This is a genomic window from Agarivorans sp. QJM3NY_25 (assembly GCF_050870875.2).
Taxonomy (GTDB): Bacteria; Pseudomonadota; Gammaproteobacteria; order Enterobacterales; family Celerinatantimonadaceae; genus Agarivorans.
In genome coordinates, this window is record NZ_CP194041.2 from 2,877,354 (window position 1) to 2,904,065 (window position 26,712).

Annotated in this window: 21 protein-coding genes; 10 read left to right on the forward strand and 11 right to left on the reverse strand. The window is 46.6% G+C overall.

From position 1 onward, the window contains the following. Positions 1 to 153 precede the first annotated feature (153 nt). Positions 154 to 1,353: a sodium/glutamate symporter gene (gene gltS / locus ACRRSW_RS13225; RefSeq protein WP_432459567.1), complete on the reverse strand. Its 1,200-nt coding sequence runs from the start codon at positions 1,351 to 1,353 to the stop codon at positions 154 to 156. A gap of 273 nt (positions 1,354 to 1,626) precedes the next feature. Continuing rightward, on the reverse strand, positions 1,627 to 2,799 hold the full coding sequence (locus ACRRSW_RS13230) for an OmpP1/FadL family transporter (RefSeq protein ID WP_432459568.1): 1,173 nt from the start codon (positions 2,797 to 2,799) through the stop codon (positions 1,627 to 1,629). Between the two features lie 380 nt (positions 2,800 to 3,179). Here ACRRSW_RS13230 and ACRRSW_RS13235 point away from each other — a divergent pair, with 380 nt between their 5' ends. Beyond that, positions 3,180 to 4,715: a sulfatase-like hydrolase/transferase gene (locus tag ACRRSW_RS13235; RefSeq protein WP_432459570.1), complete on the forward strand. Its 1,536-nt coding sequence runs from the start codon at positions 3,180 to 3,182 to the stop codon at positions 4,713 to 4,715. A 109-nt stretch (positions 4,716 to 4,824) separates the two neighbouring features. Further along, the gene (locus ACRRSW_RS13240) at positions 4,825 to 5,976 is read left to right on the forward strand and encodes an anaerobic sulfatase maturase (protein WP_432459571.1); all 1,152 of its coding nucleotides are present in this window, start codon (positions 4,825 to 4,827) and stop codon (positions 5,974 to 5,976) included. A 52-nt stretch (positions 5,977 to 6,028) separates the two neighbouring features. Here ACRRSW_RS13240 and ACRRSW_RS13245 read toward each other — a convergent pair whose 3' ends face one another. Continuing rightward, on the reverse strand, positions 6,029 to 8,182 hold the full coding sequence (locus ACRRSW_RS13245; RefSeq protein WP_432459572.1) for a TonB-dependent siderophore receptor: 2,154 nt from the start codon (positions 8,180 to 8,182) through the stop codon (positions 6,029 to 6,031). Positions 8,183 to 8,397: 215 nt separating this feature from the next. On the opposite strand from ACRRSW_RS13245, the gene ACRRSW_RS13250 reads away from it, so the two are divergent. Genes ACRRSW_RS13250 through ACRRSW_RS13265 form a run of 4 tightly spaced genes read left to right on the forward strand, consistent with a single transcriptional unit; the run spans position 8,398 to position 12,303 of the window. Continuing rightward, on the forward strand, positions 8,398 to 9,234 hold the full coding sequence (locus ACRRSW_RS13250) for an ABC transporter ATP-binding protein (protein WP_432452750.1): 837 nt from the start codon (positions 8,398 to 8,400) through the stop codon (positions 9,232 to 9,234). Beyond that, on the forward strand, positions 9,231 to 10,256 hold the full coding sequence (locus ACRRSW_RS13255; RefSeq protein WP_432459573.1) for a FecCD family ABC transporter permease: 1,026 nt from the start codon (positions 9,231 to 9,233) through the stop codon (positions 10,254 to 10,256). Before ACRRSW_RS13250 ends, ACRRSW_RS13255 begins: the two co-directional genes overlap by 4 nt. Continuing rightward, positions 10,253 to 11,305 carry a FecCD family ABC transporter permease gene (locus tag ACRRSW_RS13260; RefSeq protein ID WP_432459574.1) on the forward strand — a complete coding sequence of 351 codons (1,053 nt, stop codon included), beginning with the start codon at positions 10,253 to 10,255 and terminating at the stop codon, positions 11,303 to 11,305. Before ACRRSW_RS13255 ends, ACRRSW_RS13260 begins: the two co-directional genes overlap by 4 nt. Beyond that, the gene (locus tag ACRRSW_RS13265) at positions 11,302 to 12,303 is read left to right on the forward strand and encodes an ABC transporter substrate-binding protein (RefSeq protein WP_432452747.1); all 1,002 of its coding nucleotides are present in this window, start codon (positions 11,302 to 11,304) and stop codon (positions 12,301 to 12,303) included. The genes ACRRSW_RS13260 and ACRRSW_RS13265 overlap by 4 nt, the downstream gene beginning before the upstream one ends. Here ACRRSW_RS13265 and ACRRSW_RS13270 read toward each other — a convergent pair. The 3 genes from ACRRSW_RS13270 to ACRRSW_RS13280 all read right to left on the reverse strand — a co-directional run bounded on the left by ACRRSW_RS13270 (position 12,293) and on the right by ACRRSW_RS13280 (position 17,197). Beyond that, complete coding sequence (locus ACRRSW_RS13270) at positions 12,293 to 14,326, reverse strand: methyl-accepting chemotaxis protein (protein ID WP_432459575.1); 2,034 nt, start codon at positions 14,324 to 14,326, stop codon at positions 12,293 to 12,295. The genes ACRRSW_RS13265 and ACRRSW_RS13270 overlap by 11 nt on opposite strands. A 467-nt stretch (positions 14,327 to 14,793) precedes the next feature. Further along, on the reverse strand, positions 14,794 to 16,185 hold the full coding sequence (locus ACRRSW_RS13275) for a DUF1254 domain-containing protein (protein ID WP_432459576.1): 1,392 nt from the start codon (positions 16,183 to 16,185) through the stop codon (positions 14,794 to 14,796). Positions 16,186 to 16,285: 100 nt separating this feature from the next. Beyond that, complete coding sequence (locus ACRRSW_RS13280; protein WP_432452744.1) at positions 16,286 to 17,197, reverse strand: LysR family transcriptional regulator; 912 nt, start codon at positions 17,195 to 17,197, stop codon at positions 16,286 to 16,288. Positions 17,198 to 17,399: 202 nt separating this feature from the next. On the opposite strand from ACRRSW_RS13280, the gene ACRRSW_RS13285 reads away from it, so the two are divergent. Then, positions 17,400 to 18,185 carry a substrate-binding periplasmic protein gene (locus ACRRSW_RS13285; protein ID WP_432459577.1) on the forward strand — a complete coding sequence of 262 codons (786 nt, stop codon included), beginning with the start codon at positions 17,400 to 17,402 and terminating at the stop codon, positions 18,183 to 18,185. 51 nt (positions 18,186 to 18,236) lie between these two features. Here ACRRSW_RS13285 and ACRRSW_RS13290 read toward each other — a convergent pair whose 3' ends face one another. From ACRRSW_RS13290 to ACRRSW_RS13305, 4 genes are all read right to left on the reverse strand, one after another. Further along, positions 18,237 to 19,853: a methyl-accepting chemotaxis protein gene (locus tag ACRRSW_RS13290; protein WP_432452742.1), complete on the reverse strand. Its 1,617-nt coding sequence runs from the start codon at positions 19,851 to 19,853 to the stop codon at positions 18,237 to 18,239. 745 nt (positions 19,854 to 20,598) lie between these two features. Beyond that, a complete protein-coding gene (locus tag ACRRSW_RS13295; protein WP_432459578.1) occupies positions 20,599 to 21,495 on the reverse strand; it encodes an MBL fold metallo-hydrolase in 897 nt (298 codons plus the stop codon). 69 nt (positions 21,496 to 21,564) lie between these two features. Further along, on the reverse strand, positions 21,565 to 22,029 hold the full coding sequence (locus ACRRSW_RS13300; RefSeq protein WP_432459579.1) for a hypothetical protein: 465 nt from the start codon (positions 22,027 to 22,029) through the stop codon (positions 21,565 to 21,567). Then, positions 22,013 to 22,201: a hypothetical protein gene (locus ACRRSW_RS13305; protein ID WP_432459580.1), complete on the reverse strand. Its 189-nt coding sequence runs from the start codon at positions 22,199 to 22,201 to the stop codon at positions 22,013 to 22,015. Before ACRRSW_RS13305 ends, ACRRSW_RS13300 begins: the two co-directional genes overlap by 17 nt. A gap of 130 nt (positions 22,202 to 22,331) precedes the next feature. On the opposite strand from ACRRSW_RS13305, the gene ACRRSW_RS13310 reads away from it, so the two are divergent. Beyond that, entirely contained in the window at positions 22,332 to 23,210 is an 879-nt protein-coding gene (locus ACRRSW_RS13310) for a LysR family transcriptional regulator (RefSeq protein ID WP_432452739.1), read from the forward strand. 71 nt (positions 23,211 to 23,281) lie between these two features. On the opposite strand, the gene ACRRSW_RS13315 is transcribed toward ACRRSW_RS13310, so the two are convergent. Continuing rightward, positions 23,282 to 24,823, reverse strand: a complete 1,542-nt coding sequence (locus ACRRSW_RS13315) for a methyl-accepting chemotaxis protein (RefSeq protein WP_432452738.1) — start codon at positions 24,821 to 24,823, stop codon at positions 23,282 to 23,284. 666 nt (positions 24,824 to 25,489) lie between these two features. Between ACRRSW_RS13315 and ACRRSW_RS13320 the strand changes: the two genes are divergently transcribed. Both ACRRSW_RS13320 and ACRRSW_RS13325 read left to right on the forward strand, forming a co-directional pair. Next, positions 25,490 to 26,032: a NifB/NifX family molybdenum-iron cluster-binding protein gene (locus ACRRSW_RS13320; RefSeq protein WP_432452737.1), complete on the forward strand. Its 543-nt coding sequence runs from the start codon at positions 25,490 to 25,492 to the stop codon at positions 26,030 to 26,032. A gap of 228 nt (positions 26,033 to 26,260) precedes the next feature. Continuing rightward, the gene (locus ACRRSW_RS13325; protein ID WP_432452735.1) at positions 26,261 to 26,695 is read left to right on the forward strand and encodes a PaaI family thioesterase; all 435 of its coding nucleotides are present in this window, start codon (positions 26,261 to 26,263) and stop codon (positions 26,693 to 26,695) included. The last annotated feature ends 17 nt before the right edge of the window (positions 26,696 to 26,712 follow it).

A 26,712-nucleotide genomic window follows, 5' to 3' on the forward strand; every position in this document is an offset into this window, starting at 1 on the left:
CCGTCACAACAAATTTTCGACATGAACTGGACGGTGCCAGACAGCAGCACAATTCAATCACCGCATTTACACCGGAAATAACCGAGTCATATCGGATTTTTCCAATTGAACGCTAAACCGTCTTAAACTTTTCCCAAGAAACAACCGCGCGCTTCACCAGCTTGTAAAAAAATTAATAGCGAAGGCATTGAAGATGTCTACAAAAAAACCGCACACCAGCGGCACAATAATAAACGCCCGATGCGCCGCTCCATGTTGTTTACTCACCGCCGTCATATTAGCGATGGCAGTCGCGGTAGAGCCAAGGGTGATCCCACCAAAGCCGGAGCAAATGACACAGGCTTGGTAATCTTTTCCCATCAAACGAAACACCACCAACAAGGAAAACATAACCGACAGTAAAATTTGTAAGCTCATCACCACCGACAAGTAGCGAAACAAACCCGCTAGCTCCCAAACTTTTAAATCCATCAGCGCCATCACAATAAACATCCCCAAACAAATATCGGAGATCAGTGACAAGCCCTGATCACTGCCCTCAACATGTGCTTTGGGTAGCACTTTACCGGGACGATTACCAATCAATATGCCAGCCATTAGACAGGACACAAACATCGGAAGCTCGGCACCGGCAGCCTGGAGACCTTGTTGTATGCCATAGCCCAACATTAAGGCCAAGTTAAGCCGAAGCCAGGCAAATAGCAGGCTATAACTGTCGACCATTTGGTGGGGTTTGGTATAGGCCTGACCAATATCTAAAGACGCTTCCTGATTCCCCTGTAAACGGTGTTTACTCATTAAATAATTGGCAATTGGTCCGCCAATTACGCAGGCAAAGATCAGACCAATGGTATTACTGGCAATGCCTAACTCCATAGCATTACTGATCCCTAAGTCATTCACAAACTTTGGCGCCCACGCCAAAGTTGTACCCACCCCACCAATCAGCGCAATTGATCCAGACATCAGACCAGCTCGGGGATCCATCCCAAAACTACTCGCAACCCCCATGCCGATAAGGTTTTGCAACACAATATAAATAGCAGCCAAGCCACTTAAAATCAGTAAAGGTTTCCCCCCGCGGAGCAACGATTTGATATCCGCATTCAGCCCCATCGCAGCAAAAAAGTACAGTAGCAAAATATCTCTAGCTTCAAGATCAAAACTAATTTGAATGCCAAACAAAAAGTAAACGGCCGCCACCACACAGGCACATAAAAAGCCGCCAATCACCGGCTCAGGAATGCTATAACGTCTCAGTAATTCATAGCGATTAAGGCTGGCTTTACCGACAAACAATAAAATAATGGCGAGGGTAAATGAAAAGAAACCACTGGCACTCAAATTTTCCATAGCTAAACCCTTAAAATAAATATGGATACTTCGCGTTGTCAGTTTAGCACTATTGATACATTTCGTTTGCGTATATCTATCGCAGCTGGGCTCTCTGTAAAGCTGAACGCTTTGCTTTTTTATCTTTTAAATCAATCACACATCAAGCGCTGCAATCTTTCAATAAGTCGCAAGCGCTAAATCAACAAGCTTGACCTAGCCATGAGCCCCATTTTAGACCAGCGATGTGCATGACTCAGACGAATCCTTTGTGTTGCGCTCGCCCTTATGGCGCTAAAACGAGTGATTTAAAGTGACACCGATAAACTGATTATGATTATTAAAATAGCCATTCATTAAGCCAGATTGGATCGCCGGCGAGCCATAATCCACGTAGCTATAATAAACATTCATCGACAACTTTTCGTTCCACTGATAAGTCGCACCGATACTGTAACGATGCTGCTCTGCAACCGGTAGATCTGCCGATTGGCGGCTGGCATCATCTAGAGGTGAACTGGTGTAACCCAAGCCAGCGTCTAAACGAAGTGTCGGATTGAGTTGATAACGTCCACCAATAGCTGCAAACCAAACATCCTTGAAATCACGGTTCTTTTCCGCCAGCTGCTGATTATTTAATTCGATATAAGTGATTTCGTTAGCACTCCATTGCTCCCAACCAAGGCTCCATACCATGCTCATGGGCTGGCTCAGTTGGTGCAAACCAGACAGTTCAAACTGGGCAGGATGAACCAAATTGATCCCAACATCGCCTTCCAGAGGAGAACTGGAACGCAGATGTCCCCCAAAATTGTGGTGCATCGCAGAGCGATAGCTCGCGCCTAAGCGATGCAGGTGGTTAATTTGATAGCTCAAACCTAAGTTGTACCCAAAGGCAAAAGAGTCGGTTTCTAAAACAGCGTGATCCCTAAACATCTGTTGCTCAAAGTTTGCGTAATCCACTTGAATACCAGCACCCAGCGACCACGCCTCCGACAGGCGATATGAGAGTGAAGGGTTAAATTGCAACACCGATAGTTGCAGGCTGTTTAAACTCAAGGCCCCGGCATATTGCTTCCCGTAATCCAAAGCACTGCCGCCGGTGGCTACCAAACTAGCTCCCACAGCAAGGGTGTCAGAAAGGGGCTCAAGCCAATAGAGTGAGCCATAAGCCTGAACGCCGCCCGCATTATCGCTGTCCAGGGCTGAACTGCGCTGATCGTGATATTGCACCTGAAGATCCATGGCTGCCAAATTTACCGCCAGCTGTCGTTCACTAAAATAGGCCATCGCTGCTGGGTTGCTATAGGCCGTACTGGCATTGTCGGCAAGTACCGCACTGCCCGCACCCGCAGTCCCCACATTGAGCTTGCTCATCTCTTGTACCAGCGAGCCCGCCGCATAGGCAGGACTGGATAGAACGGCGATGGTGAATAGCGATAACCTGCTGCCTAACTGCATCATCATGAACTCCTGGATACTGCATCGCGGTGTTGAGTCGCTAACAACAGTGAGTGAAAAAATGAATGCCCTAGGCTAGCAAATTCAAGCGGCTGAACTTGCTATAAAAAAGAATAGTGTGAATTAAATAATTTAATAGAAAACCAATTCTCCATAAAGAATATTCAAAAAATTAACTCAATGTGAATCATCCATCACGATTAGCAAGTGCCACCCCTATCGTTTATTACATATATTAATAAAGCTTATTAAACCAAACCAACACCAGCTTCGCTACACTGGACTCGTCCAACATCGGTTTGGAGCTTCTGAACTGGTGAGCGGTACGTTGCAGGCAGTTGCTTGCAACGCACCGCTCGCCGCCAAACCATTAAGAGGTAAATAACATGACCATAAATCGTTCTATACTGGCACTGGCGCTCGGAGCATCTTTTAGCGCCTACGCTGCGCCACAGCAACCCAATGTCGTTGCCATCATGCTTGATGACGTCACCACCATGGATATTTCGGCCTATCACCGAGGCTTAGGCGCCATTAAAACCCCCAACATTGACCGCATCGCCAAAAGCGGCATGATGATCAGTGACTACTATGCACAAGGAAGCTCCACCGCTGGCCGCTCCGCCTTTATTACCGGACAATACCCATTTCGCACTGGCTTAACGTCGGTGGGTCAACCGGGTTCCAGCATCGGTCTGCAAAAAGAGGATCCAACCCTCGCCGAAATGCTGAAAGCCAAGGGCTATGCGACGGTGCAGGTGGGAAAACACCATCTTGGAGATCGCAACTCAATGCTTCCCACAGTGCATGGTTTTGATGAGTTTTTCGGCTTTTTGTATCACCTGAATGTGATGGAAATGCCCGAACAACCGGAATATCCACAAGATCCAAATTTTGTGGGCCGCCCGCGTAACGTATTACATAGCATCGCGACCGACAAATTTGATCCGACCGAAGACCCTCGTTTTGGTGTGGTTGGCAAACAAATCATTACCGACCAAGGGAAACTCGGTGCCAAACGCATGGAAACGGTGGATGAAGAGTTTCTCAACTTTGCCACTCAATGGTTGGATAAACAGCACGCAGAGGCACCCGAACAACCTTACTTCATGTGGTATAACCCTACTCGCATGCACCAGAAAACCCATGTTCGCGCCGAACATCAGGGGAGTAGCCAAACCAGTGTTTACTATGACGGTTTAAAAGAACTGGACCTCCAAGTCGGTGAATTGCTCGACAAACTGGAGTCGCTTGGCGAAATGGAGAATACCATCGTGATGTTTACCTCCGATAACGGAGTTAATCTCGACCATTGGCCAGATGGTGGCGCGGCTTCTTTCCGTGGCCAAAAAGGCACCACCTGGGATGGCGCTTTCCGAGTCCCAATGCTGATTAGCTGGCCCGGACATATTCCAGAGAACAGCTATACCGACGGATTTATGACCGCCGAAGACTGGGTACCCACCATCATGGCGGCAACCGGAGACAGCAGCATTAAACAACAGTTGCTGAAAGGTAAAACCATCAATGGCGTCAACTACAAAGTGCATCTCGATGGCTACAACCAACTCGACATGCTGACCAAAGACGCCCCCAGTAATCGTCATGAGTTCTTCTACTATAACGAGCAAGATCTAAACGCGGTTCGAGTGGATGAATGGAAAGTGCATTTAAAGACTAAAACCGAATGGATGGCACCTGCCAAAGAGTGGCCCTTGGGGATTTTGCTAAACATTAAAGCCGATCCCTACGAGCGCTCACCCGATACCTACGGTTGGTTTTTGTGGATGAAAGAGAAAACCTGGGTGGTACCAAGCCTGCAACACAAAATTGTGCAATACCAGCAATCTCTCAAGGACTTTCCACCGCGCCAAAAAGCCGGAGGAATAGGCATGGCAGATAAATCGGTTATCGCCAAGTAACTGACCAGCTTCGGTAGAGGGTTAAGCCTCTACCGAAACGTTAAATCCAGACCAACAGCGGACTTTGCGGCTCATGGACGACTGAACGACAACTCACCAGAGGTAATCCATGACAACTCAAGCATCTGTTCCCTATAGCCTATTCATTAAAGCCGAAGGTGCAAAGTGCAACTTAGATTGCAGCTATTGCTACTACCTTAAGCAAGCCGAGCAGCGCAGCACCAGAATGAGTAAGGCCAAGCTGCAACAAGTGATCAAAAATCACATTCAATCGCAACCCGATTCAAGCCAGCCTGTCGACTTTATTTGGCATGGCGGCGAACCCATGTTACGTGGCCTGGAGTTCTATCAGCAAGCGGTGGCTCTGCAACAACAACATGCGGCGGGCCGCCCCCTGGCCAACACTCTGCAAACCAATGGCACGCTGATCAACCAGCGCTGGGCTCAGTTTTTCCGTGAGCACAAATTTTTTATCGGGGTGAGCATCGATGGAGACCAAGTGCATAACGATATCGCGCGGATCGATCATTCCGGTCAGTCGTCATTTCAGCGCACCATGCGTGGCATTGCCCACCTCAAGGCCCATCAGGTTGATTTTAATACCCTGACCGTAGTGAATAATCGCACTTATCAACAGGGCAAGGCTATCTATCAGTTTTTGAAACAACATGGCAGCGGCTACATGCAGTTTCAACCCTGTATTGACCACCCCTTGGACCGGCGTTCAGAACACGACTGGAGCCTTAATGGTAAGCAGTGGGGAGAGTTTCTTTGTGATGTTTTTGACCAATGGAGCGAGCAAGATGTGGGTCAAGTTTACGTGCAATTTTTTGAAAATTGTCTGATGTTGTTGATGGGCTACCCCAGCCAAATGTGCCACCATGCCGCCAGCTGTGGACAACAGTTGATGGCAGAAGCCGATGGTGAAGTTTATAGCTGTGATCACTTCGCCTACTCTGATCACCGCCTCGGCAATGTGCAACAAGACTCGCTGCAAAGCATGGTCAGCGGCCAACAGCAACGCCAATTTGCCGCGAATAAATCGGCGAGCCTTTGCAGCCAGTGCCAAAGCTGTGATTTTTTAGCCCTATGTCAAGGTGGCTGTCCGAAAAATCGTAGCCTCGCCGCTGAACCAGGCAAAGCCCTGAATCAGCTCTGCGAAGGCTATCAAATGTTTTTTATCTATGCACTGCCCCGATTATTAAAGATGAGCGATGCAATGATGAAGGGCTATTCCCCTGCCCACTACAAGATGTTTTAAGCCTCTGTAGAGGCAACAACAGCTGTTTAAGCATAGCAGAGAGCGCCCGTGCCTAATCACCAAATGCCATGCTCAAATTCAAGCTAGCATGAAATGGTTGCCCCACTGCCACCGCATAGGCGGAGCTACCAATAGACGAGCTGTAATATTGGGTATTAAACAAATTGTTCAAATTCAATTGCACAGTAATCGGATGTTCGCGCTCGAAGGTATAGGCTGCAAATACATCGGCAACACTGTAAGCTGGCAGGTAAAAAGAGTTGTTATTGTCACCCGCCCGTTTACTGGCGGCGCGAAGCCCCCCACCGTAACGTAAACTCCCCTTACCAGAGAAAAGCGATCCTTGATCATAACTTAACCACAGCGAAGCGGTATGTTTGGCAACGTTCGCCAAACGCTTGCCTGCATAGTCAGGATCTTCCAACACCTTCGCATCCGTCAGACCATAACTGGCAACAACTTGCAATCGCTCGAAAAGTTCACCCGCCACATCCAATTCGATGCCTTGAGAGCGAACCTGACCTGCGGTGCGATAAACCGTTTCATCGTTCACCGTTTCGGAGTAAGCCACGTTTTGCTTAAGTGCATGATAAAACGCCAGCGTCATGCTAAAACGCTGGCCCAGATCAAACTTACTGCCAAATTCGTAAGCCGTGCCCTGTTCAGGGTCCAAATTACCGTAGGGATTGCCAATTGAACTATTCGGACGAAAAGTTTGGCCAACATTAGCATACAGCGAGCTATCCCCAGTCACCTTCCATACCAGACCTGCATTAGGTAATAAGGCGGTGCCACTGGAGTCGGTATTGTGCGCAGCGCCTCGACCAGCATCGATATCAAACTGCTGCATCCGTAATCCAGCAACAGCTATCCATTGCTCATTTAAGTGCAGTTGGTCCTGCAGATAAAACGCACTCGTTGTTATGGTTTCATATTCGCCCACTGCTTGCTCGGCATTGTAATCACAGCCCTGCACCTGTCCATACAGCGGGTCATAAATATTAAAATCTGAGTTGGTATTACAGTTTTGCAGTTTGGAACGTCGAGTTGTTTCATGGTCGAAGGAGGCGCCCAATAATAAATGATGCTGCCCCCCCAGACTGGCGGTCTGGCCGGTGAGGTCGCTGCGAACCGCATGCATACTCCGTTTATAATAGTCTCGAACATCCGCCCGTCGGGTCACATTGCCGGTCGCCGAATCGTAGCCTCGAGTTCGAACCTGATTGGCGACAAAATCATCCTGAGAATAGGCATAATTGAGTGCCACATCCCAACTTGCATTGAGATGATGGTTCAGCGCTAGTTTTGCCAGATCCGAGTCCCCTTCGATTTCCGAGAACACTTCATCGAAACGAAGTCGTGGGTCTGTCGCAACAAAATCTCCCTCAGTCACATCAAAGATGGTGCCGCGATCATAGGGGGCTAAATATTGTTGATGGGTATAAGAAAGTAGCACTTCGGTGTTCATTCCTTGCCAAAGCAACGAAGGTGCAATCGTCCAGTTTCGATTCTGACCAAAATTTCTCCAGTAGTCGCTGTCTTCAAATTCACCAATCATCCGGTAGGAAAAATCACTATTGCCGAGCTGCCCGGTCAGGTCGCCCCCCAATACTTCGCCAAAACGCCCCGCCCCCAAGGCAGAATACTTTGACCAAACTTCAGCAGAAAAAATTTGCTGCGGCTTTTTACTCACCACATTTACCATTCCACTTGGGTCGAGCACACCATATAGCGTAGAAGAGGGACCCTTTAATACTTCGACATAGGCGGTGGTTACATTAAACGAATGAGGAAAAGCCGTCTTTAAACCATCGCTTAACAAAGAGCCATCACGACTAGAGCCAAAGCCGCGACGAATAATTGCGTCTTCTTTCCCACCAATGGTATTGGTTTCGCTCACGCCACTCACATGAGAAAGAGCATCGATCAGGGAGTCACTGGAGCGGTCTTTGAGCAGCTGAGGGCTGACCACGGTTATCGATTTTGGGATGTCCATGACAGAGGTGGCTGTTCGTGTCGCCAGCGAACTGTTTGCTAAACGATAACGGTCTTGAGCGGCTTGAACCTTCATCACCGTAAGCTCTAAGGTTTCCTTGGTCAGGCTGCTTTCAGTCGCAGCATACAGTAAACGAGGACATACCAGTAAAGTAAAACCCAAAACAACGCGGCATTGGCCTGCCTGTCTAGAAGAAATATTGAATAACATCGATCATTCCATTTATACGATGGCTACACTGCAAACGGGTTATTTTTCAGCCTATCGCCACAACTTAATTTAACAAGACCATAAATGTTACGTGATTTTCACCTCAATAGAAACTAAAATGCGAATCGTTTGTATTACCATTTGTATGAAATTTAAACATAATTTAGGCAAACATCGATGTCACATACGACTATTACCATCTAGGAGATAAATAAATGGACAAGCGCGCTCAGCCGACCTCAGAGCCTGCAATCCTGCGTGCTGAACATTTAGATGCCGGACACGCTGGCCATACCGTTCTAAAAAACCTCAATCTCAAACTGGCATCCGGAAAAATGACGGTGTTACTGGGACCCAATGGATCGGGGAAGTCGACCTTGTTAGCCAGCCTTTCACGTTTATTACCAGCCCAGCGAGGCTCTGTCTTTTTACAACAGCGGAATATAGCTGATATACCCAGCAAGCAAGTGGCCCGTACGCTTGGCTTATTACCACAACAACCAAGCGTGCCGGAAGATCTCAGCGTTAAAGATTTAGTTGCCCGGGGTCGCTTTCCACACCAAGGCTTGCTCAAGCAATGGAGCGAACAGGATCAACAGGCCGTGGCCGAAGCAATGCGGTTAACCGCGACCACTCATCTTGCCGCAAGATTGGTCGATAGTTTATCCGGCGGACAGCGCCAGCGCGTATGGATAGCCATGATCTTAGCTCAGCAAACCGAGCTGATCTTGCTAGATGAGCCCACTAGCTTTCTCGACATGCGCCATCAGGTTGAATTGCTTGAATTATTAAGAGATTTAGTCAAGCATCACGGGCGAACCATTGTTTGTGTATTGCATGATCTCAACCTAGCCTTGCAATACACCGACCATCTGGTGTTCCTTAAACAAGGTCAGATCCTCCATCAGCTTGAGCACCCAAGCCAATGCACGACGGCCATCGTGGAGCAGGTATTCGAAACGCCACTGTTGGCAGTACCACATCCCCAAACTGGTTTACCGATTTTTTTAAGCAAAACCGCTCCCAATCAACACCAAGCCCAAAGCGCATGAACATATCAGCACTTAGCCCACCGCGACAGCTTCACTTGACGACCAGCGGACAGCTCAGCTTAATGCTGCTTGTCACGCTCATATTAGGCTTGGTACATCTCATCGAAGGGCCACGCGATATTCCCTTCAGCAGTTTGGCCCATGCCATTATTGACTACGACCCAAACAACTTTGAGCAACGGGTATTGATAGCTCTGCGGCTGCCAAGAGTTACGGCGATCCTGCTTGCAGGCATCTGCCTCGCTATAGCCGGATATTTAATGCAACTCACGCTGGCTAACCGTCTCTGCGAACCCCATATCTTAGGTCTTAATGCTGGTGCCAGCTTAATGGTGGTAAGCCTGACGGCCTTTCCAATTGTGCCATTAATTGGCCCTTTACGGCCGCTGGCTGCAAGTATTGGTGCCGCCATCATGTTCAGCATGGTATTAACGCTAGCCTCCTCTGGACGCAAGGGTTTACAGGCACTGAAACTCATTTTTTGTGGCATCGCGTTTTCCACTCTCGCGAATGCCATTAGCGCCACCATCTTGCTACTGGATGAAAACACTCTGGACGAGTTGCGCTTTTGGTTAGTGGGTGACGGGGCCAGTGCGCAGCTATCCACAGTGCTCGCGGGCTTGCCCTTTATCGGCCTGGCGGTGTTGATGAGCTTGCTACTACTGCCGCAATTAAATGCAATGTCACTGGGCGACAATATGGCTCGAGGTTTAGGAGCCTCGGTTAAGCTGACCCGATTTTTTGCCCTTTGTGCCGCAGCGCTGTTAAGCGGAACTGCGGTATCCCTAGTGGGACCGATTGGTTTTGTGGGTTTAATCTCCCCTTCAATATGGCGAGGTGTGCACGCCCGTCCCACGCTGCAATCAATGCTGCTTATTGCTCTTACCGGGGCAAGTTTATTACTGGCTGCCGACCTTGCTGCCACCAGCATCATCTCGCCTCAGGAGTTACCCACGGGAGCCCTAACCGGATTGGTTGGTGCCCCGGTGTTTATGTGGATTTTCACGAGACGGATACGATGAACAAAGCAAGCGCGTTGACCCTGCGCACGGGTCCTTTTTCACTCACATTTCATTTATTGCCGCTACTCAGCCTGGCGGGGCTGAGTATGACACTCGTTGCGGTGGCAATGACGGCCTTGCTCACCGGCAGTGAAGCTGTGCCCTTCGACACATTGTTGAGCTATTTTCATCTGGGAAGCCTCGACGGCTCGGCGGCTCAACGGGCTGATTTGTTGATCCTTGATGCGTTTCGTGCGCCTCGGATCTGCTTAGCCATGTTGTGTGGTGCAATGCTCGGCTGTGCTGGTGCGGTGATGCAATCTTTAACCCGAAATGGTTTAGCCGATCCCTCCATTTTGGGGGTACGCGAAGGCGCTGCGTTAGCAATTGTAAGCGTGATACTGATGCGCTCAGAGCTGGCGTTAATTTGGCGCCCCTTACTGGGGATGGCTGGGGGATTAGCTGCCGGACTGTCGGTTAAATTGCTCGCCAAACAGAGTACCGGTCTGCGTTTGGTGATGATCGGCATTTGTTTATCGTGGTTATTATCCGCGGTGATGCTGATTTTGCTATCCTCAAGCAGTACCCAAGATCTACAAACGGTGATGCTTTGGCTTGCCGGCGATCTGCAGGCGGCAACCTGGTCCAGTGTGCAACTTGCCAGCTTGATATTGCTTAGCTGCGCACTGATATTAATCCTGTGCTGCCCCTCGGCAAATATAGAAGCACTGGGTGACGCTCTGGCAACAAGCCTTGGCGTGCGCCGATCTTTAATTGCCAGTTTGCGTTTTTGCGCAGCCGTTTTATTAGTGGCCACCAGCGTATCGGTCGCCGGGGGGATGGCCTTTGTTGGCTTAATTGCACCACATCTCGCCCGTTTGCTGGCAAACAACAGTGAACGCAGTTTGCTGCTCGGCAGTGGCGTGATTGGCGCTTTATTGGTACTCAGTGCTGATACCCTCGCCCGCGCCGCCTTTAGCCCACTCACCTTACCTACGGGGATTATATTGTCAGTGCTTGGAGCACCCAGTTTAATTTTCCTTCTTTGGATGCGCAGGGATCAATTTTGAAATTAATTCGTACGGTTTTATTCACTCTGTGTTGCTGTTTCTTAAATAACAGCAATGTATTCGCACTCACCACCACCTTCTATATTGATGACCTTGGCAGAAGCGTAGCTGTGCCGGTGCACCCGAAACGGCTCGTGTCTACCTACGACGTCGATATCACCATTCCGCTCATTGAATTAGGTATTTTGCCTATCGGCAGTCATGGTCGACTGAATCGTAATGGCACTCCCTATCTGCGCTCCAGTGCACGATTAACCGGTGTTGATTTCGATAACAGTTCAATCTCTTTTATCGGCGCCACGAAGCTTGATCTGGAAAAAATCGTGAGCTTGAAACCCGATTTGATCATCACCGAAAAAAACCGCTCAACTCCAATTGAACTGTTAGCCAGGATTGCGCCAACGGTGGTCATCGATAGTAGTAAAGGGGCGCCACAGGTCTATCGCAAGCTGGCTAAATTAACCGCAAGCCAAGTTCAACTTGGCAGACTAGAGCGCCGTTATGCCATGCAAATCGCCGCGCTTAAAAATAGCATCGGTTCGGCCACTATCACCGCATCGGTATTTCAATCACTACGTGGCAAACTCAGTGTTTACCATAGCTATCGCGCCTTAGGCCAGGTCTTACGTGATGCCGGTTTTCATTTTCCAGAGTTAATCAATGCCATCGACCCAGGCCAGCGTATCTCGCTCAGCGTAGAGCGCCTACCGGAACTGGATGCCGACATTATTTTTTCCCCCTATCGCGCCGATCAAGCTGGTGGCGCGGCAACTGAAATAGCGCATATGAATACCATGCTGGCAAACTTTTGCAACTTTCTGCAAGCCTGTCGAAGTGGCAATTATGTATTGGTGCCACGCGACTTGGCCATCTCAAACTCTTATGCTGGCTTACAGGCAATGGCCACTATGGTACAAGCGCATCTTATTGCCCGGCCAAAACAAAACAGCTTGCCGGACGAGCCAATAAAGCCTGCCGACTCAGCCTTTATACCTTAAAGCTGCCCACCTGCTTGTTCAGCTCTTGGTATAAATCGGAAATATTATGCGACTGAGACTGAATTTCATCCGCGACATTTTGCACACCATCGGTTTGCTCTTTTAACGAAACAAGATTTTGATTGATTTCGCTGGAGACTGCCGATTGCTCCTGAGTCGCCTGGGCCGTGTGATCGGCCATTTCCTGAACCCGCCCAAAAGACGCACGAAGCTCATCAAATATTTGAATAACCTGACTAAAGTTATCAACCGTACTCTCGGCATTTTTCCGACTATTTTGAATGGCACTTGAGGAACGTTCCACGTTTACTTTCAACTGTTCAATCATGCCCTCAATTTCATTGGTACTGTCTTGGGTACGAGTCGCTAAGGTTCGGACTTCGTCAGCAACCACTGCAAATCCACGCCCCTGCTCTCCGGCTCGAGCCGCTTCAATCGCCGCATTCAAAGCCAGCAAATTAGTTTGCTCGGCAATTTTACGGATCACCTCCAGTACTGAGGCGATGGTTTGTGAGCTTTTTTCTAACTCTATAGATTGACTCTCGGTCACCTCGATATCATTGACCAAGCTAGATATGGCTTGATTAGAGGTATTGACCGCGGCAATCCCCTGTTTGGAAAGCTGATTGGAGTTATTCGCTTCCTTAACTGTATCTTTGGCAACCTCAGCCATTTGCTGATTAGACATATTCATTTCGCTACTGGCACTCACAATTGAGTTTGAGGCATCCACTAAAGCCAAGGTGATCGCGCTTGCTTCACTGGACACACCGTTAAACTGTTCGGTCATCCCTCCTAAGGCCTCACTTTTATTGTGAATCACTTTAATAATTGAACGTAGGTGCTCCACAAAACCGTCAAACTCATGAGCGAGGTCACCTAGTTCGTCACCAGCGCTGGAATTAATACGAGCAGTTAAATCACCATCACCCTCGGCGATTTCTTTAATTCGATTGGCCATATTTTTTACGTTACGCGTCAACAGCAAAGGCATGTAATAACCAAATCCGATCGCGACGATAAAAGCTAATATAATGATCACCATGGCAATACTTTCTAGACTTTCCACCTGTTCTCTTAAAATTTCATCACTCTCTTGGGATTTTGCTCTAACGTCTTCTCCGGCTTGATCTAATTGAGAGCGAACCACTTTAAACTTTTCATCGAGCCGCATTAATGCCTCAGAGAGTGCACCGTTAGTCTTGACTTCAGTGGATTCAATAAAAGCAATACTGTTGTGATGCCACTCGGTAAACAAGGTATCAAGCTCCTGATAAGGTTCCGTTAAATTAGGCTCATCAATTAAGTAAGCACGATAGGCATGAAAACGTTGCAAGGCTTGAGCGGCATTTTTTTTAAAAGAAGCTTTATTCTGCTGCGGCAGACCATCGTGAATCATCAATTTCTGCATCGCTAAGCGCGCTTGATAGATGTCCACATCTGCTTTCAGTACTTCAGATATAGCTTCAATGTAACGATTCAGTGTAGCCTGATCGATGTTTTCCGCTTCCAATTTCTGAGTATGTTCATTCAGCTTCTCTCCCGCTTGGTCAAGCATCTGCCGAATCACTCCAAATTGCCGATCCAACTCAATAAATTTAGGACCAAAATCAACCCCCTCTTTTGCAGATGCCATGACCAGTTCGCTCGCAGAGTACCAATCCTGAAAATACTGTTCAAATTGGGTGTAGGAAGCGAGTAACTCGGGTTCACTTTCAAGATTCTTACGATATAAATGGAAACGGTCCAGTACCTGTTGGGCATTTTCTTCAAATTCAGCTCTATTCTCAACGAGAGCCCCTTCGCCACAATAGATTTTTTCGATTGCTAAACGCGCCTGATAGATATCTCGGTCCGCATTTAATACCGCCGATATCGCTGCAAAATAATGCTCATTCTGAACGGTTAGAGCTTTTTGTTGAATAGAAGTCATAGCTTTAGAAAAAATAAATAAGCCAACCAAAATAACCGCCAGCAAGGCGGTTGGAAACATCGCCTTTAATCGAATAGAGTTAATTCGCATGTTCACCCTTTATATGCATGTTATGACGCCATACAACTAGTCTAGGTAATAGATACAAAAAACAACAAAAAAATAATCTTAAAATCAATAGCGATTTTTTGGTCATAAATATATTTATTCACAAGCTTAATGTTTTGCTACACAGCAAAGATTATTAGAAGCAACATCGTATTGAATCAAAGAGCATCAGCCTTCTTCTTCATTGTCTTAATGGGAGCGACAAAACCACCAACACTCATCAAACCAAAAGGACGAACAACATACACTTAGTGGAAGACGACTCACTTGCAGGATTTTATTTTAAACGACACACAAGGCCATAAAAAGACAAAAAACCATATAAACAAATCAGTAACTTAAGGTGGTCTATTTTTTGTTCCGGTGTTACTGGTACATAAAACTCTGGTATTCAGGAAACAAAACCCATGGAATGTCCACTGGGTTTTGAACAAGCGAAAATAAATCGCTTAAAGAGTTTGTTTGATCACCTGTGGCATTGGATACTCATTATCAAGCACTTGTTGAGTCGGCTCATATAAGCGAAGATGCAAATAGAAGTCATCTTCTGGTGCTGGTAGCCAATTACAATGCTCGCCTTCTGGAGGTTGATGTTGAATGCAAATCGGCAAGGTGCCATCTGTCGCATACTTCAACTCTTCAGGACGATTAGTGGAAATCGAATAACGATTGATTTCATTCTCCACCATAAACAAATTTGTAGCATCGTACATAGTTAAGGACCAGAACTCTTTTGCTGGTGCATCCGCTGGCATGGTCATTCGATACTGATATTTACCCGATAATTGCATACCTTGAGAGTCGGTGTAGCGGTTTGGGTAAAGTGCTCGCTCTGGCACATTTAAGCCAGCGGCGCGTAAATTAATACTCGCGCGGCTCAAATAATCCTGGCCATAACGCCCCCCTTCAAACATCATCGACCAACCGTAACTAGTTGCGCCAAGTTGACGACCTGCGTAGTCAATAATACGGGCTGAAGATTCCACCGCACGCAGCAAACCGCGTTTTTGCGCTGCAGAAAGCAGCTCCGAATTAAAAGGCGTTTCTCCTCCAATACCAATGTATTTAAATTGCGCCACCATAGCGGCATCTTCGGCTAAAGGGTTTTTTCTTAATTCTTGATCAATTAAGGCAAACCACTCCAAACCTTGGGGACGAGCCATTGGCGGAATACCACCTGAAGATTGTTGAAGGCTAACTACGCCGTGAGACTCACCGTATTCAGATAAAGGATAATGGATAAAACCGTCATGTACTTCAAGCGCCGCATCCAGATCTTGCTCTCCTGCCACACCAGTACGTTGAATATACCAAACCATGGGGGTACGTGACTCAATCACCCCGCTAATGCCCTCTGGGATTTCCCCTTGCCAACCCTGCTGGACCAATAAAAATTTAGCCCCTTGAGTGCCAGCATTTTGCTTAATAAGGTCATCGATAGAATCAGAGTAGGCATCGAGCAACTGAACAATAAAATAACGGTTATCGGTTCTAGGGACTTCGATAACCATCGGCCCAGATACATCCAAATCAATATGTGATTGAGAGTATAAGGTGTCGTTGTTTACCGTAGGAACAATACGGTGTTGCGGACCCGATAAGACGCGCGTTTTGCCCATTTGATTTAGCGGTGCCATCGCGTTATCCATCGGTGCTGTCACCGATGTAGAGGTTTGGCGAACGGCTGCCACAGTGAGCGGACCCGTCCCATAAATAAAAGCTTGTACCCCGAGATGATAAGCAAGCTCCTCTTCAGCGCTGTGTTGAGACTGCGCAAAACTAGAAAGAGCAAAACCTGAAGCAAAACAAAACATGACTGCGGAACAGAACTTATGGTTCATTTAAACCCCTTATAAAGTGAATCATTAAATTACTTTATAAGCCTAACAAAAGCGCTTTCCTCCCCCCATCGATGAATTTCTATAAGCTCCATTAGAAATATTAATAATGCAATTCACCGTCAATAATTGCGGAAGCTTCCTCAAATAGCCAGTTGGTAAGCGGGTCAATGCGATTTCGCTGATGGGTAAATAGCGCAATACTTCGGAATCGGCTTTTATCAGGCAGAGAATGAGGTAAAGGCTCGAAGCGGAATTTGTAAGGAAATCGAGCTGCAATATTCTTAGAAACAATACCAATATAATCACCATCAGCAACCAAGGCTAACATTAAGCCAATATCACTGGTACGCACACTAATCTTTTTGTCGAGCTCAAGAGACTTAAGTATCTGCTCACTACGAGAGACGCTGGATTCACCAAAGATTAAATTAATACACAAGGGATAAGCTAACACGGCACTGAGTTCTGAGGACTGAAGCGGATGGTCTTTACGCATCACCATTACAAATTCATCATCACCAATATCCTTTTGCAAAATATTTTTATTGGTTTCCATGGGTAGATAACTAAAACCCCAGCATTGGTTTTTTAACTCCAGATCTCGCTGAGCCTCAAAGCCCCAATGGTAACACTCGACCGTAATTAACGGGGCCTGAGCACTAAGCTTACTCACTAAGGGGGCGGCGAAAGAGCTCATTAAAGGTGGTGACAATATCAAGGTGATCTCGCCTTCGAGCAGGGAAATGTCCCAATTTTTCTGGTTAATATATAACGAGTCCAATTGATCCAGCAGCGCAGGGAGCTGCATCAGTAACTGCTGACAACGCACCGTTGGCTCCAACTGATTTTTGTCTCGAACAAACAGCGGGTCATTAAATTGCTCACGTAATTTTCGCAGCATGACGCTGATCGTTGGTTGACTAAGATGCAATCGTTTCGCAGCTAATGTTGTTTGCCGCTCTTCGTTTAACACCAGTAACAGCCGCAATAAATTAAAGTCTTTGATCATCATTGGGTATCATTTTCAACTAAAGCCCTATGATACAACAATGGCTTAGCGCAAGCTGCAATGCTACGAGTATTTATAACTCAGACCCGATTTTAATCTTATCGAGCTTGGTTGAGCAGGCACGCCTTTGCAATAGAGAACCGAGCTAAATAACAAGATCAAAAATAGTCTAAACTAATACCATCGCATCAACTATGTAGAACTTATGAAAAAGCTCTCAACAGGGATACTATTTGCACTTTTACTCTATCCGTCATTTCCAACATTAGCGCCGCTCCATTCGCTAATTCTTAGCAATGGCGAATGGGAGCCTTATCTATCTGTAAATTTGAAACACGGTGGCGTTGCTTCACACATCGTGAGTGAAGCATTCAAACTTCAAGGGATCGAGGTTCATTATCAATTTTTCCCTTGGAAAAGAGCCTACCTATTAGCTGAATTGGGTGAAGTCGATGGCTCGCTCATTTGGTCTTACAATGACAATCGCGCACAACAGTTTTTGTATAGTGCTGACTTCGTAATAGAGGGGACTTCGGTATTTTTTCATCTGAAAAATTTTGCATTCGATTGGCATAAACCGCAAGACTTATATGGCGTTAAATTTGGTGGGGCGGCGGGTTATAAGTACCAACTACTCGAAAAACTAGAGAGACAGAAGCTCATCACAATTGACCGAAGTAAGTCGGACCGCAGTAACTTCGCTCGCTTACTAAGAGGTTATATTCAAGTTTTTCAACTCGATAAAGCTGCTGGTTATTATCTATTGCAGCAATATTTTAATCCCAATGAAATCGCTCAAATCACTCATCACCCCAAATCAGTCACGAGCGATCGTTATTACCTCATCATTTCTAAACAAACACCAAATGCGCAACAGCTGATAGCTAAATTCAATCGAGGGCTAAGCCAATTAAAGCAAAGTGGACGTTATCAGCACATGCTTCAAGCCTCACTCGATGGTCAGTATATGGACACCGACATGGAACCATAAACGATGATCAAGCTATTTAGTTTGACCAACAAACATCGCCCCTATTGCTACTCACAACTTATAACTATTCACAAGCCGTTTAAGCTCGGTTGCCAATGCAACGACACGTTCGCTAATAATATGCTGCTGGCTGGCATCATGCGCGGTGACGTCAGCGATATCTTGAATGCTCGTCACATGCTGATTCACCTCTGAAACCGCTTGGTTCTGCTGATCAGCGGCTTGCGCCACTTGTGAGTTTAGCTGGGCTATCTCGCGGCTTTGTATGGCAATATCTTCCAAGATCGCACATAACTCTTCAATACTCGTTTCCGAGTTACTAACTGCAGTATTCGCCTCGTTCATCACCGAAATCACACGATCTTTTTGTTGTGTCAGCTGCTCATTAATCTGTTTAATCTCCCCTGTCGACTGATGGGTTCGACTCGCTAACGAACGCACCTCATCTGCGACAACCGCAAACCCTCGACCTTGCTCTCCCGCTCGCGCTGCTTCAATGGCGGCGTTCAAGGCTAATAGATTGGTTTGCTCAGCAATAGCTGAAATGGCTTCAACCATCGAATTCACCCTTTCGCTTCGCTCGCCTAATTCAAGTAAGCTTTCGTTGGCATCTTTTACTATCGCCACTAAGGCTTGCATATAAGCAAGTATTTGTTGCGCCTTCTTCGCACCAGACTCAACATGTAGACTGGCGTGCTGGGTTCGGTCGGTGGTGAACTGCGCATTTTGTTTCACATCATTCGATGAGGCTTCTATTTGGACTAAGGTGGTCGCAACAGAATCGGTTCCAGCCTTCAGCCTTGTGACTGATTGTTCAGTTGAACCAGCCACATGACTGACCTGCTCGGCAGTATCATGTAATTCGTCACTACTACTCGTCAGCTGAGTTAAACTCTGTTTAAAACTATTCACTAATGATTGTAACGAAGCATAAACGCCACTAATTTCATCGTGGTATTGATCCGAAAAATCCACAGCTAGATCTGAGTTATCAGCCGCTTTCAACAAACGATTACGCAGTAATTTAAGACGCTTTGCCACCGCACTTCGAAAAATCAAGGCCAACATCAACATGCCAATAAAAAAGACTACCGTTAACAGACTGGCTTGCTTAAGCAGTGCGCTATAAATAATTTTTTGAGCGCTGGCGAGTGAAAATGCAACTTCAATCACCGCTGCGGTCTCGCCTTCCTTACTGGTCACATGACAAGAAAGGCAATCAACACCGCCATGATCGCGGCTCATGATGATAGGTGTCAGTACCGTCAGCGCAGATTGTTGTTCAATCATACTTTGCTTAACCACCGTCTGCCCAGTGAAAGCCTGACGTTGATTGTCGGTTAAACTAACCGAAGCTTCACTGGGATGAAACATCGCCTGAATCGATTCTGAGCGAATCAGTTTGATATCAAGGATATTCTCTTGGCTAGACATCTTTTTATGCAATAAATTTTTATTTGCCATCGCCCCCGATAACATCAAAGTATTCAGGCCCTCGAAATAACTTTCGCTCATGGCCTTAATTTGCTGACGAGCCATCGCTTCAACCAAAGATTTTTCGTGTTGATAGGTGTAGTTAAGGGTGATGATCAACAGCGAGCAGCCCACCACAAGCATCGTCACATATAGTTTTGTCGCAATGGATAAGCGCCCCCAAAAAAAACTCATAACTGTCTCCCATACTTGAAGAAATCAGTGCACTACATTACTCGGATTCGGGGTAAAAAATTGCTCAACACCAGTCTTAAGGCGATTCACAACCTCTACTTTGCTTACCGTAAATCAGTATCTGATATGCACTTTAAATACAGCATCAGTAAAGCGCTTCATTGCCATTGGGCTAAATTGATTTTATTCGCGTGGCAAGCCCCTACATTCTCAAACAATTCACATAAAACTGGCGAATTGTTACTAAAATATGAATTGCATCGTAAGTTAAGCCTACATTACCCCACTCGGCAAGATTCAAAAAGTCCAGTTCACCGCGATGTGATGCGCTTATCGCTTCCACGCAAAATAGAAGTAGAATCAAATGATAATGTGAAATATACAAGGACAACAACAGCGCCCAAAAAAACACGAAATGTAAAACAAGGAGGGAGAAACCAAGCCTTTCGATAAAATAATATCAGTTTGGGTTCACGATTTTTTTAAACACACTGCTAACAATTATGACATTTATTGTCGCAAGCTAAAGGCATCTAGCGCTTCGGCGGACCCAAAATATCCTCAATGAAATAAGTTTACCTCGCCTAAGCCGATCATATTCAAGGATTCATATATAAAAAGAGCGACTAACAAACTTAGCAGCTCAATCAATAAAGTAAGGGAGCCGGAGCAGCTAACGATTGAAGGAGATATCTGGTATCACTGTCGCTCCGCTCCCCAAAGACCTAAGCCTAATACAAACGGCTTAGCCCCACTTCATTTCGCCCATGGCCACTTTTGCACCAATTTGTAGGGCTACGCCCATTCCAGCATTCGGGTAACGTTTCGTCATGGCTTTGATAAGCTGTTCGCTATTCGTAGCTTTAGCGAGTTCTTCTTCAAAAGCCAATAAATAGTCTCGAGTATAACGAATAGCACTGGCGTCAGTCGGTGCATCGGGACTCATGTGCCCAGCAATCACCATCTTAGGTTCACGCTCAAGCATGGCATTCAGATTGTTGATCCAGGCTTCACGCCCCGCTGCACCAGCGGTATCAGCGGTCCATACATGCACCCCTGAAAATACCATCACACCACCCAAAATAGCTCGACTTGAAGGCTCCCACAAGTAACGACGGTTGGCTAAACCCTCTGCGTTGACGATATCCAAGTGATGCGATTCGATACGAAGAGAAGACTCATCATAGGCTTCTGGTAGCACAATATCGTCCATGGTTTGTGGACCATTCGCTTGAAGTTGAGGCCCCCAAATAGCGAGTTTTTTCTTCACATTAGCTTTAATTGCCTCAATCGTTGCCGATGCAGCAATCACCCGTACATCAGGAAATGCCGCTTTTATCGGCGCGAGACTGAAATAATAATCGGGATCGCTTTGACTCACATAAATAGTGGTTAAGGTCTTACCCGAAGCATTAATAGCAGCCACTAAAGCCTGACCGTCGGGGTAAGTAAAACCACCGTCAATCAACAGCGCGTCATGTTCGCCGCTAAGCAATACTGGAGCGCGATAAAAGCCGTGTTCTCCAGCTGGAAAATGCTGCACCTTCAATGTAGACTCTGCCGCAAATGCAGCACCGTTGATACTAGACACAGCAACGATGCCAGCCGCGATAAACTTCATGAAATTATTTTTAATAGACATTATCTTTCCTTTTAAATTGTAACTAATCGCACATTAAGAGTGCAGAAATAAATAAGCTTAGCTAGCGCTTTAAAGCGCTTTAAGCTGACGCAATAAAGCTTGTGAGTCGGCATAAAAATCTGCGGTAGATAATTGCACACGACGTCCCTTAGACTCAGCAATCAAACTTGGCACTCCACGGGCAGCGAACTCTTGCATTAAATTTTGAGCCTGCTCGAGGCGCTGTTGATTCGCTTTGTGCAACTCAGGGCTGTCTAATAATGCAACTGCATCGCTAAGTTCTAAGGTGTGTAAGGCCTGCTCCAAGGTCGCTCGGTCAGTGACATTGCGGCCTTCCACATAGCGAAGTTTCTGAATCGCTTTCAGCATCTCCAGCTCTTTTTCTGGCTGGGTTAAAGCAACCGCCGTCAGCACGATTGTTGGCAAGCTACTGTCAAAACGTTGCTGATGATCAGCTAATACACTGTGACGATATTGTTCACTAAAAGGCTGTCCAGTTAGGCTGGCAATACGCTGATCATTTGACCAGGGCAAAAGCTGCAAATTCTTCGTTCATCGCTCTTGAGCCTGCGCCGGAAAAAAGTCCAGTGGGTAGCAGTTTGATATGAACTTGCTCGCTAGCGTTCGCGAGCGCTGAAAACGCAGGGGAGATGCCGTAGCACCAACCGCATAATGGATCGAATAAATAGTTAAGGGTGATGTTCATTGTTTATCTCCTCAGTTAAGTGTAGCTACTTTAAACCGAATACATTGACAGTTAAACGCATTACATATATACATATAGTATGCTAAAGATAAACAATAAGACTGAAACTAACTTAGGTGACCTCGGTAACATGCGTCGCTTAGTCTATTTTACCGCTGTGGTAGAGACGGGTTCCTTCACCGCAGCAGCCGAGCGTCTCGGCATCACCAAAGCCGTGGTGAGCCAGCAAGTCGCTAGACTGGAGCAAGAATTCCGAGTATCGCTATTAGTACGAACCACTCGCTCAGTTAAAGTCACAGATGTAGGACAAACCTTTTACCAACGCTGCGTATTAATTTTGCGTGAAGCGGAAGAGGCCTTCGACGAATTAACCGACACCGTACTTGAACCTTCAGGGACCTTGCGGATCGCCGCACCTTTCGATTACGGGATCGGCATTATCGTCCCCACCATTGCTGCATTCACCCGACACTATCCAAACTGCAGAGTAGATGCCGCCTTAAGCGATCAAACTGTCGACATCATGTCTGGACAGGTTGAACTGGCAATCCGCGTTGGTTGGCTTAGCGAAGATAACCTGCCCGTAAGACGAATTGGCGAATTTCAACAATTTTTAGTGGTATCCAAGTCGCTGCATGCTCAATTACCAGAACCGCTGAACCTAAAAGATCTAAGCCAATTACCTTTCATCGCCAACACCGCATTAAATAATCCTTTACGCTGGAATTTTTTATCCGATGATGGTGAGCAGCAGAGTATTGAGATGCAAGCTTCGATCTACTTAGATGCCACGCTCGCAGTACGAGAAGCAGTACTTGCCGATGCTGGCATCTCCGTATTACCTGATTATGCGATTGCCGACGATCTTGCCGCCGGCCGATTAATCAAACTTCTGCCACAATGGCAGCTACCGAGCGGCGATATTCATGTGGTCTTCCCTTCGGCCCGCTTTCGCCCAGCGAAAGTAAGAGCTTTTGTCGACCTCTTAATCGAAAAGATAAATGGATGAGCGCCAACAGGATAAGACTTAGCACCACAGAAGAGTGCAGCCAACAAGTTCTCAATTGCTAAACCGCCCCCTTAAAACGAAGACTTGGCGTCAAAGGCTCGAATTAATCGCTCAAGACTATCCAGCTCAAGAATCACTTGCCGAGTCCGGTCTTCTGACAACTCGGAGAGACTACCAGTACCTGAAATAGCCTCTTTCATTCGATGAATATGGTTCACCATTTCATGAGTCACCGTCGCTTGTTCCGAAAGCGCTTCGGAAGTGCGCGCCGAGCGTTCACCAATTGAATTGATATGAGAGACAATGTCGCTAAAGGCTGAATGGGTTTGCTGCGTTTGCTCAACGCTTTGATTTGAATAATGCTGCCCTGCTAAAATTTTCTTACCAGTATCTGTTGCTGTGGCTTTCAAACCCTCAATCTTGTTTCTAATATCATCCACAGAATGAGTGGTTTTCTCCGACAAGGTCCTCACTTCGTCGGCCACCACCGCAAAACCACGACCAGACTCCCCGGCTCTCGCCGCTTCGATTGCAGCATTGAGGGCCAGTAAATTGGTTTGCTCAGCAATAGCTTGGATTAAACCTAAGATCCCTTCAACACTATTCACATCTTGGTTTAACTGTTCTAGCGATGAGTGCGACACCAATAACTCTTGATGTAACTGTTGTGCCGAATCTAAGGTATTATTGACCACCGCTTGTCCATCCAATGCAATCTGCTGAACTTTTTGAGCATACACTGAATTCTCTTGGGCGTCGTTAGCCACTTCCTCAATTGCCGACAGCATTTCTTCGGCTGAAGCCGCCATTGCCTCCGTGGCGACCGTTTGCTCGTTGAGATTCTCTGTGAGACGTTTTCGACTGGCTAATTCGTCACGATTGGCTTCACGAATTTGGCTTGTAGTATCGATTGACCTTGCGGTCACAGCTCTAAGCTCAGCCCCTTTCATTTTTACCGCTAATTCAATCGCTGACCAGTCATCAAAATGGCCGGTATAAGGGTATTCCATCAAAGCATTGCTATATTGGCGCTGCGCTAAATCTACAACGGATCGATGGCGACGATGATTCCACCACATGACTGGCAATTGCAGACCCGCAACAATAACTGGCAGCCACCACCAAAGATAGCCTGCCGCTCCCAGCAACACCGCCACAAATGTAACGCACGCTAAAGCGGAAGAGACTCCCAGCCAACGACGGCGAAAACGCTTATCCTCTCCCTTATTCAAGGCTTGATAGACAGTTTCAGCACGATGGATCTGCGCATCATCCGGTTCGGTTCGAACCGATTGATACTCGTATACTTTGCCGCTTTTATCAACGATGGGGGTAACAAATGCCGACACCCAATAATGACCGCTGCCTTTACAGCGGTTTTTAACCAAGCCCATCCAACTCTGACCCGATTGAATATACTGCCACAACTGAGTAAATGCGGCTTTAGGCATGTCTTGATGACGGATCACATTATGCGGTTTCCCTTTCAGTTCCGCGGCTTGGTATCCAGACACTCGGCAAAAATCCTGATTACAATAAGTGATGTGGCTATCTGAAGTGGTAGTAGAAATTAAACTGTCTTGTTTGCTATAACGGACCCGCTCATCGCTCATAGAATTACCCCAAATATGAATAGATTAGTCACATATCGAGTGTAGCCCATTGCACCTAATAATTGTCTTTTTAGTTAATATAAACATGCTGCGTGAACTGCTAGTACCTATCGCGCTTATGATACTGTCGTTTAGCCAGACTGTTGAGCAAGCAATAAAAACAGGCTTGCTCTGCCGCAACAAATCCAGCAAGTAAATACTCAATAGTCTAGTCCTCCCCCCCAAAAAATAATCCACCAAACTATTCGTTGGCGCACATCTCAGGGCTTTAATTTTTTGCGCAGTTAGGCCGGCTCGTTCAGCTTTTATCGGACAGTCATCCCATAAACTGGCTAAGCGGTCAAAATAAGCACGCCAAAAAAACTCACCTTAAACCAATAACAAAACACTTCGCTAGCAACAAACTCGGATGCAAATCAGATCCAGACATCAAACTCAGATAACAGCTTAATCCAACGGCCACGCCTCTGCTGTAGGCGGTTAGCATGAACAATGTCATCCCAAATGTTGCATATGCTAAAAATAACGAGTATAAATAGCATATGCTAAATACAGGCTAGTTTTTTAATACCAAACTGCACTCGATGAGGGCGTAAATGATGAACATTGATATGCCCTGCAAACAGCGTTGTGCTGATGTACTTTCATACCTAGGAGTAACACCCAATGATAATTGCCATCCCCATTAATGATGATCGACTCGCACCACACTTCACCAAAGCCGACAGTATCTTGTTTGTCAACGAACAGGGGGAACAACTGTCCCGGCACGCTAATCCGGGATTGAACACCAACTGCTCGGGGAAAAAAGACTTACTTATTCTACTTCAGCAGCAACAGGCCAACTTAGTGATCGTTCGCAACATTGGCGAACAAATGCTCGGTAAGTTACTCGCTCTATCATTAAACGTATTACAATCACCAACCAGTAATAAAACCATTGAGCAGTTAGCTAGCAACGCCAGCCAGTTAATTCCGCTTCAAAATGCCTCTCAAGGACGTCCATCGATCAATCATCTGAAAAAACAAGCTGAAGGTGGTTGTGGCTGCACCCATGATGAACCTGCAAATTCAAAGCAAGGGCGCTGCTGTGAAGAACGCCATCATCAAGGACATCACCATGAGCAAAAATCAGGTCGATGTAACGACAACCCAGGCCATGCTCACCCGCAACACCAAAAAGGCCGCGGCCGATGCTGTCACTCTTAGCTTATTGCCTCAGCGCCTTTGTTATCATATTGCTATTTGTTGGGATCATGCTCGGTTTTAAACGAAAAAAACGGGCTAGACTCACCAAACCAATGCTTCACGATCAACGTTTATGTGGCTGTAAAACTGCCTGTGCTGAACACCTTTATCAAATCGAAGAACCACCCACAGCACCATAATTATCGAGCTCCGCAGGCGCGGAGCCCATATCTCACGAGACCCCCCCATATGCAAACTTATCCAAAAGCCATGCAAAGCCATTCGCACTGTATGGTCTGTAGCGACCCCAAGTTCAACCCACACTCTCTTAATTTACGCTTTCAACTAGATGCTGAAGGTTGGACCAACAGCCAATTTTCGGTGACCGCTCAACATCAGAGCTATCATGGGTTATTACACGGCGGCATGACCAGTACACTACTTGATGCAGCCATGACCCACTGCTTGTTGATGCGCGGCATTAAAGCGCTAACCGCCGAATTAAGCGTACGTTTTATTGCCCCAATTCGGGTGGGAACAACAGTAACAGTGCAAGCTAAACTACTGAGCCAAAAAAGAGGATTTTATCGACTGGAAGCTTTTATTTGCCAAGGATCACAGCAACTAGCGCGGGCCTCGGCGAAATTTATTCAAGCTAGCGATGCACTACTCACTAATGACTGAGCGAAACCTCGGTATCA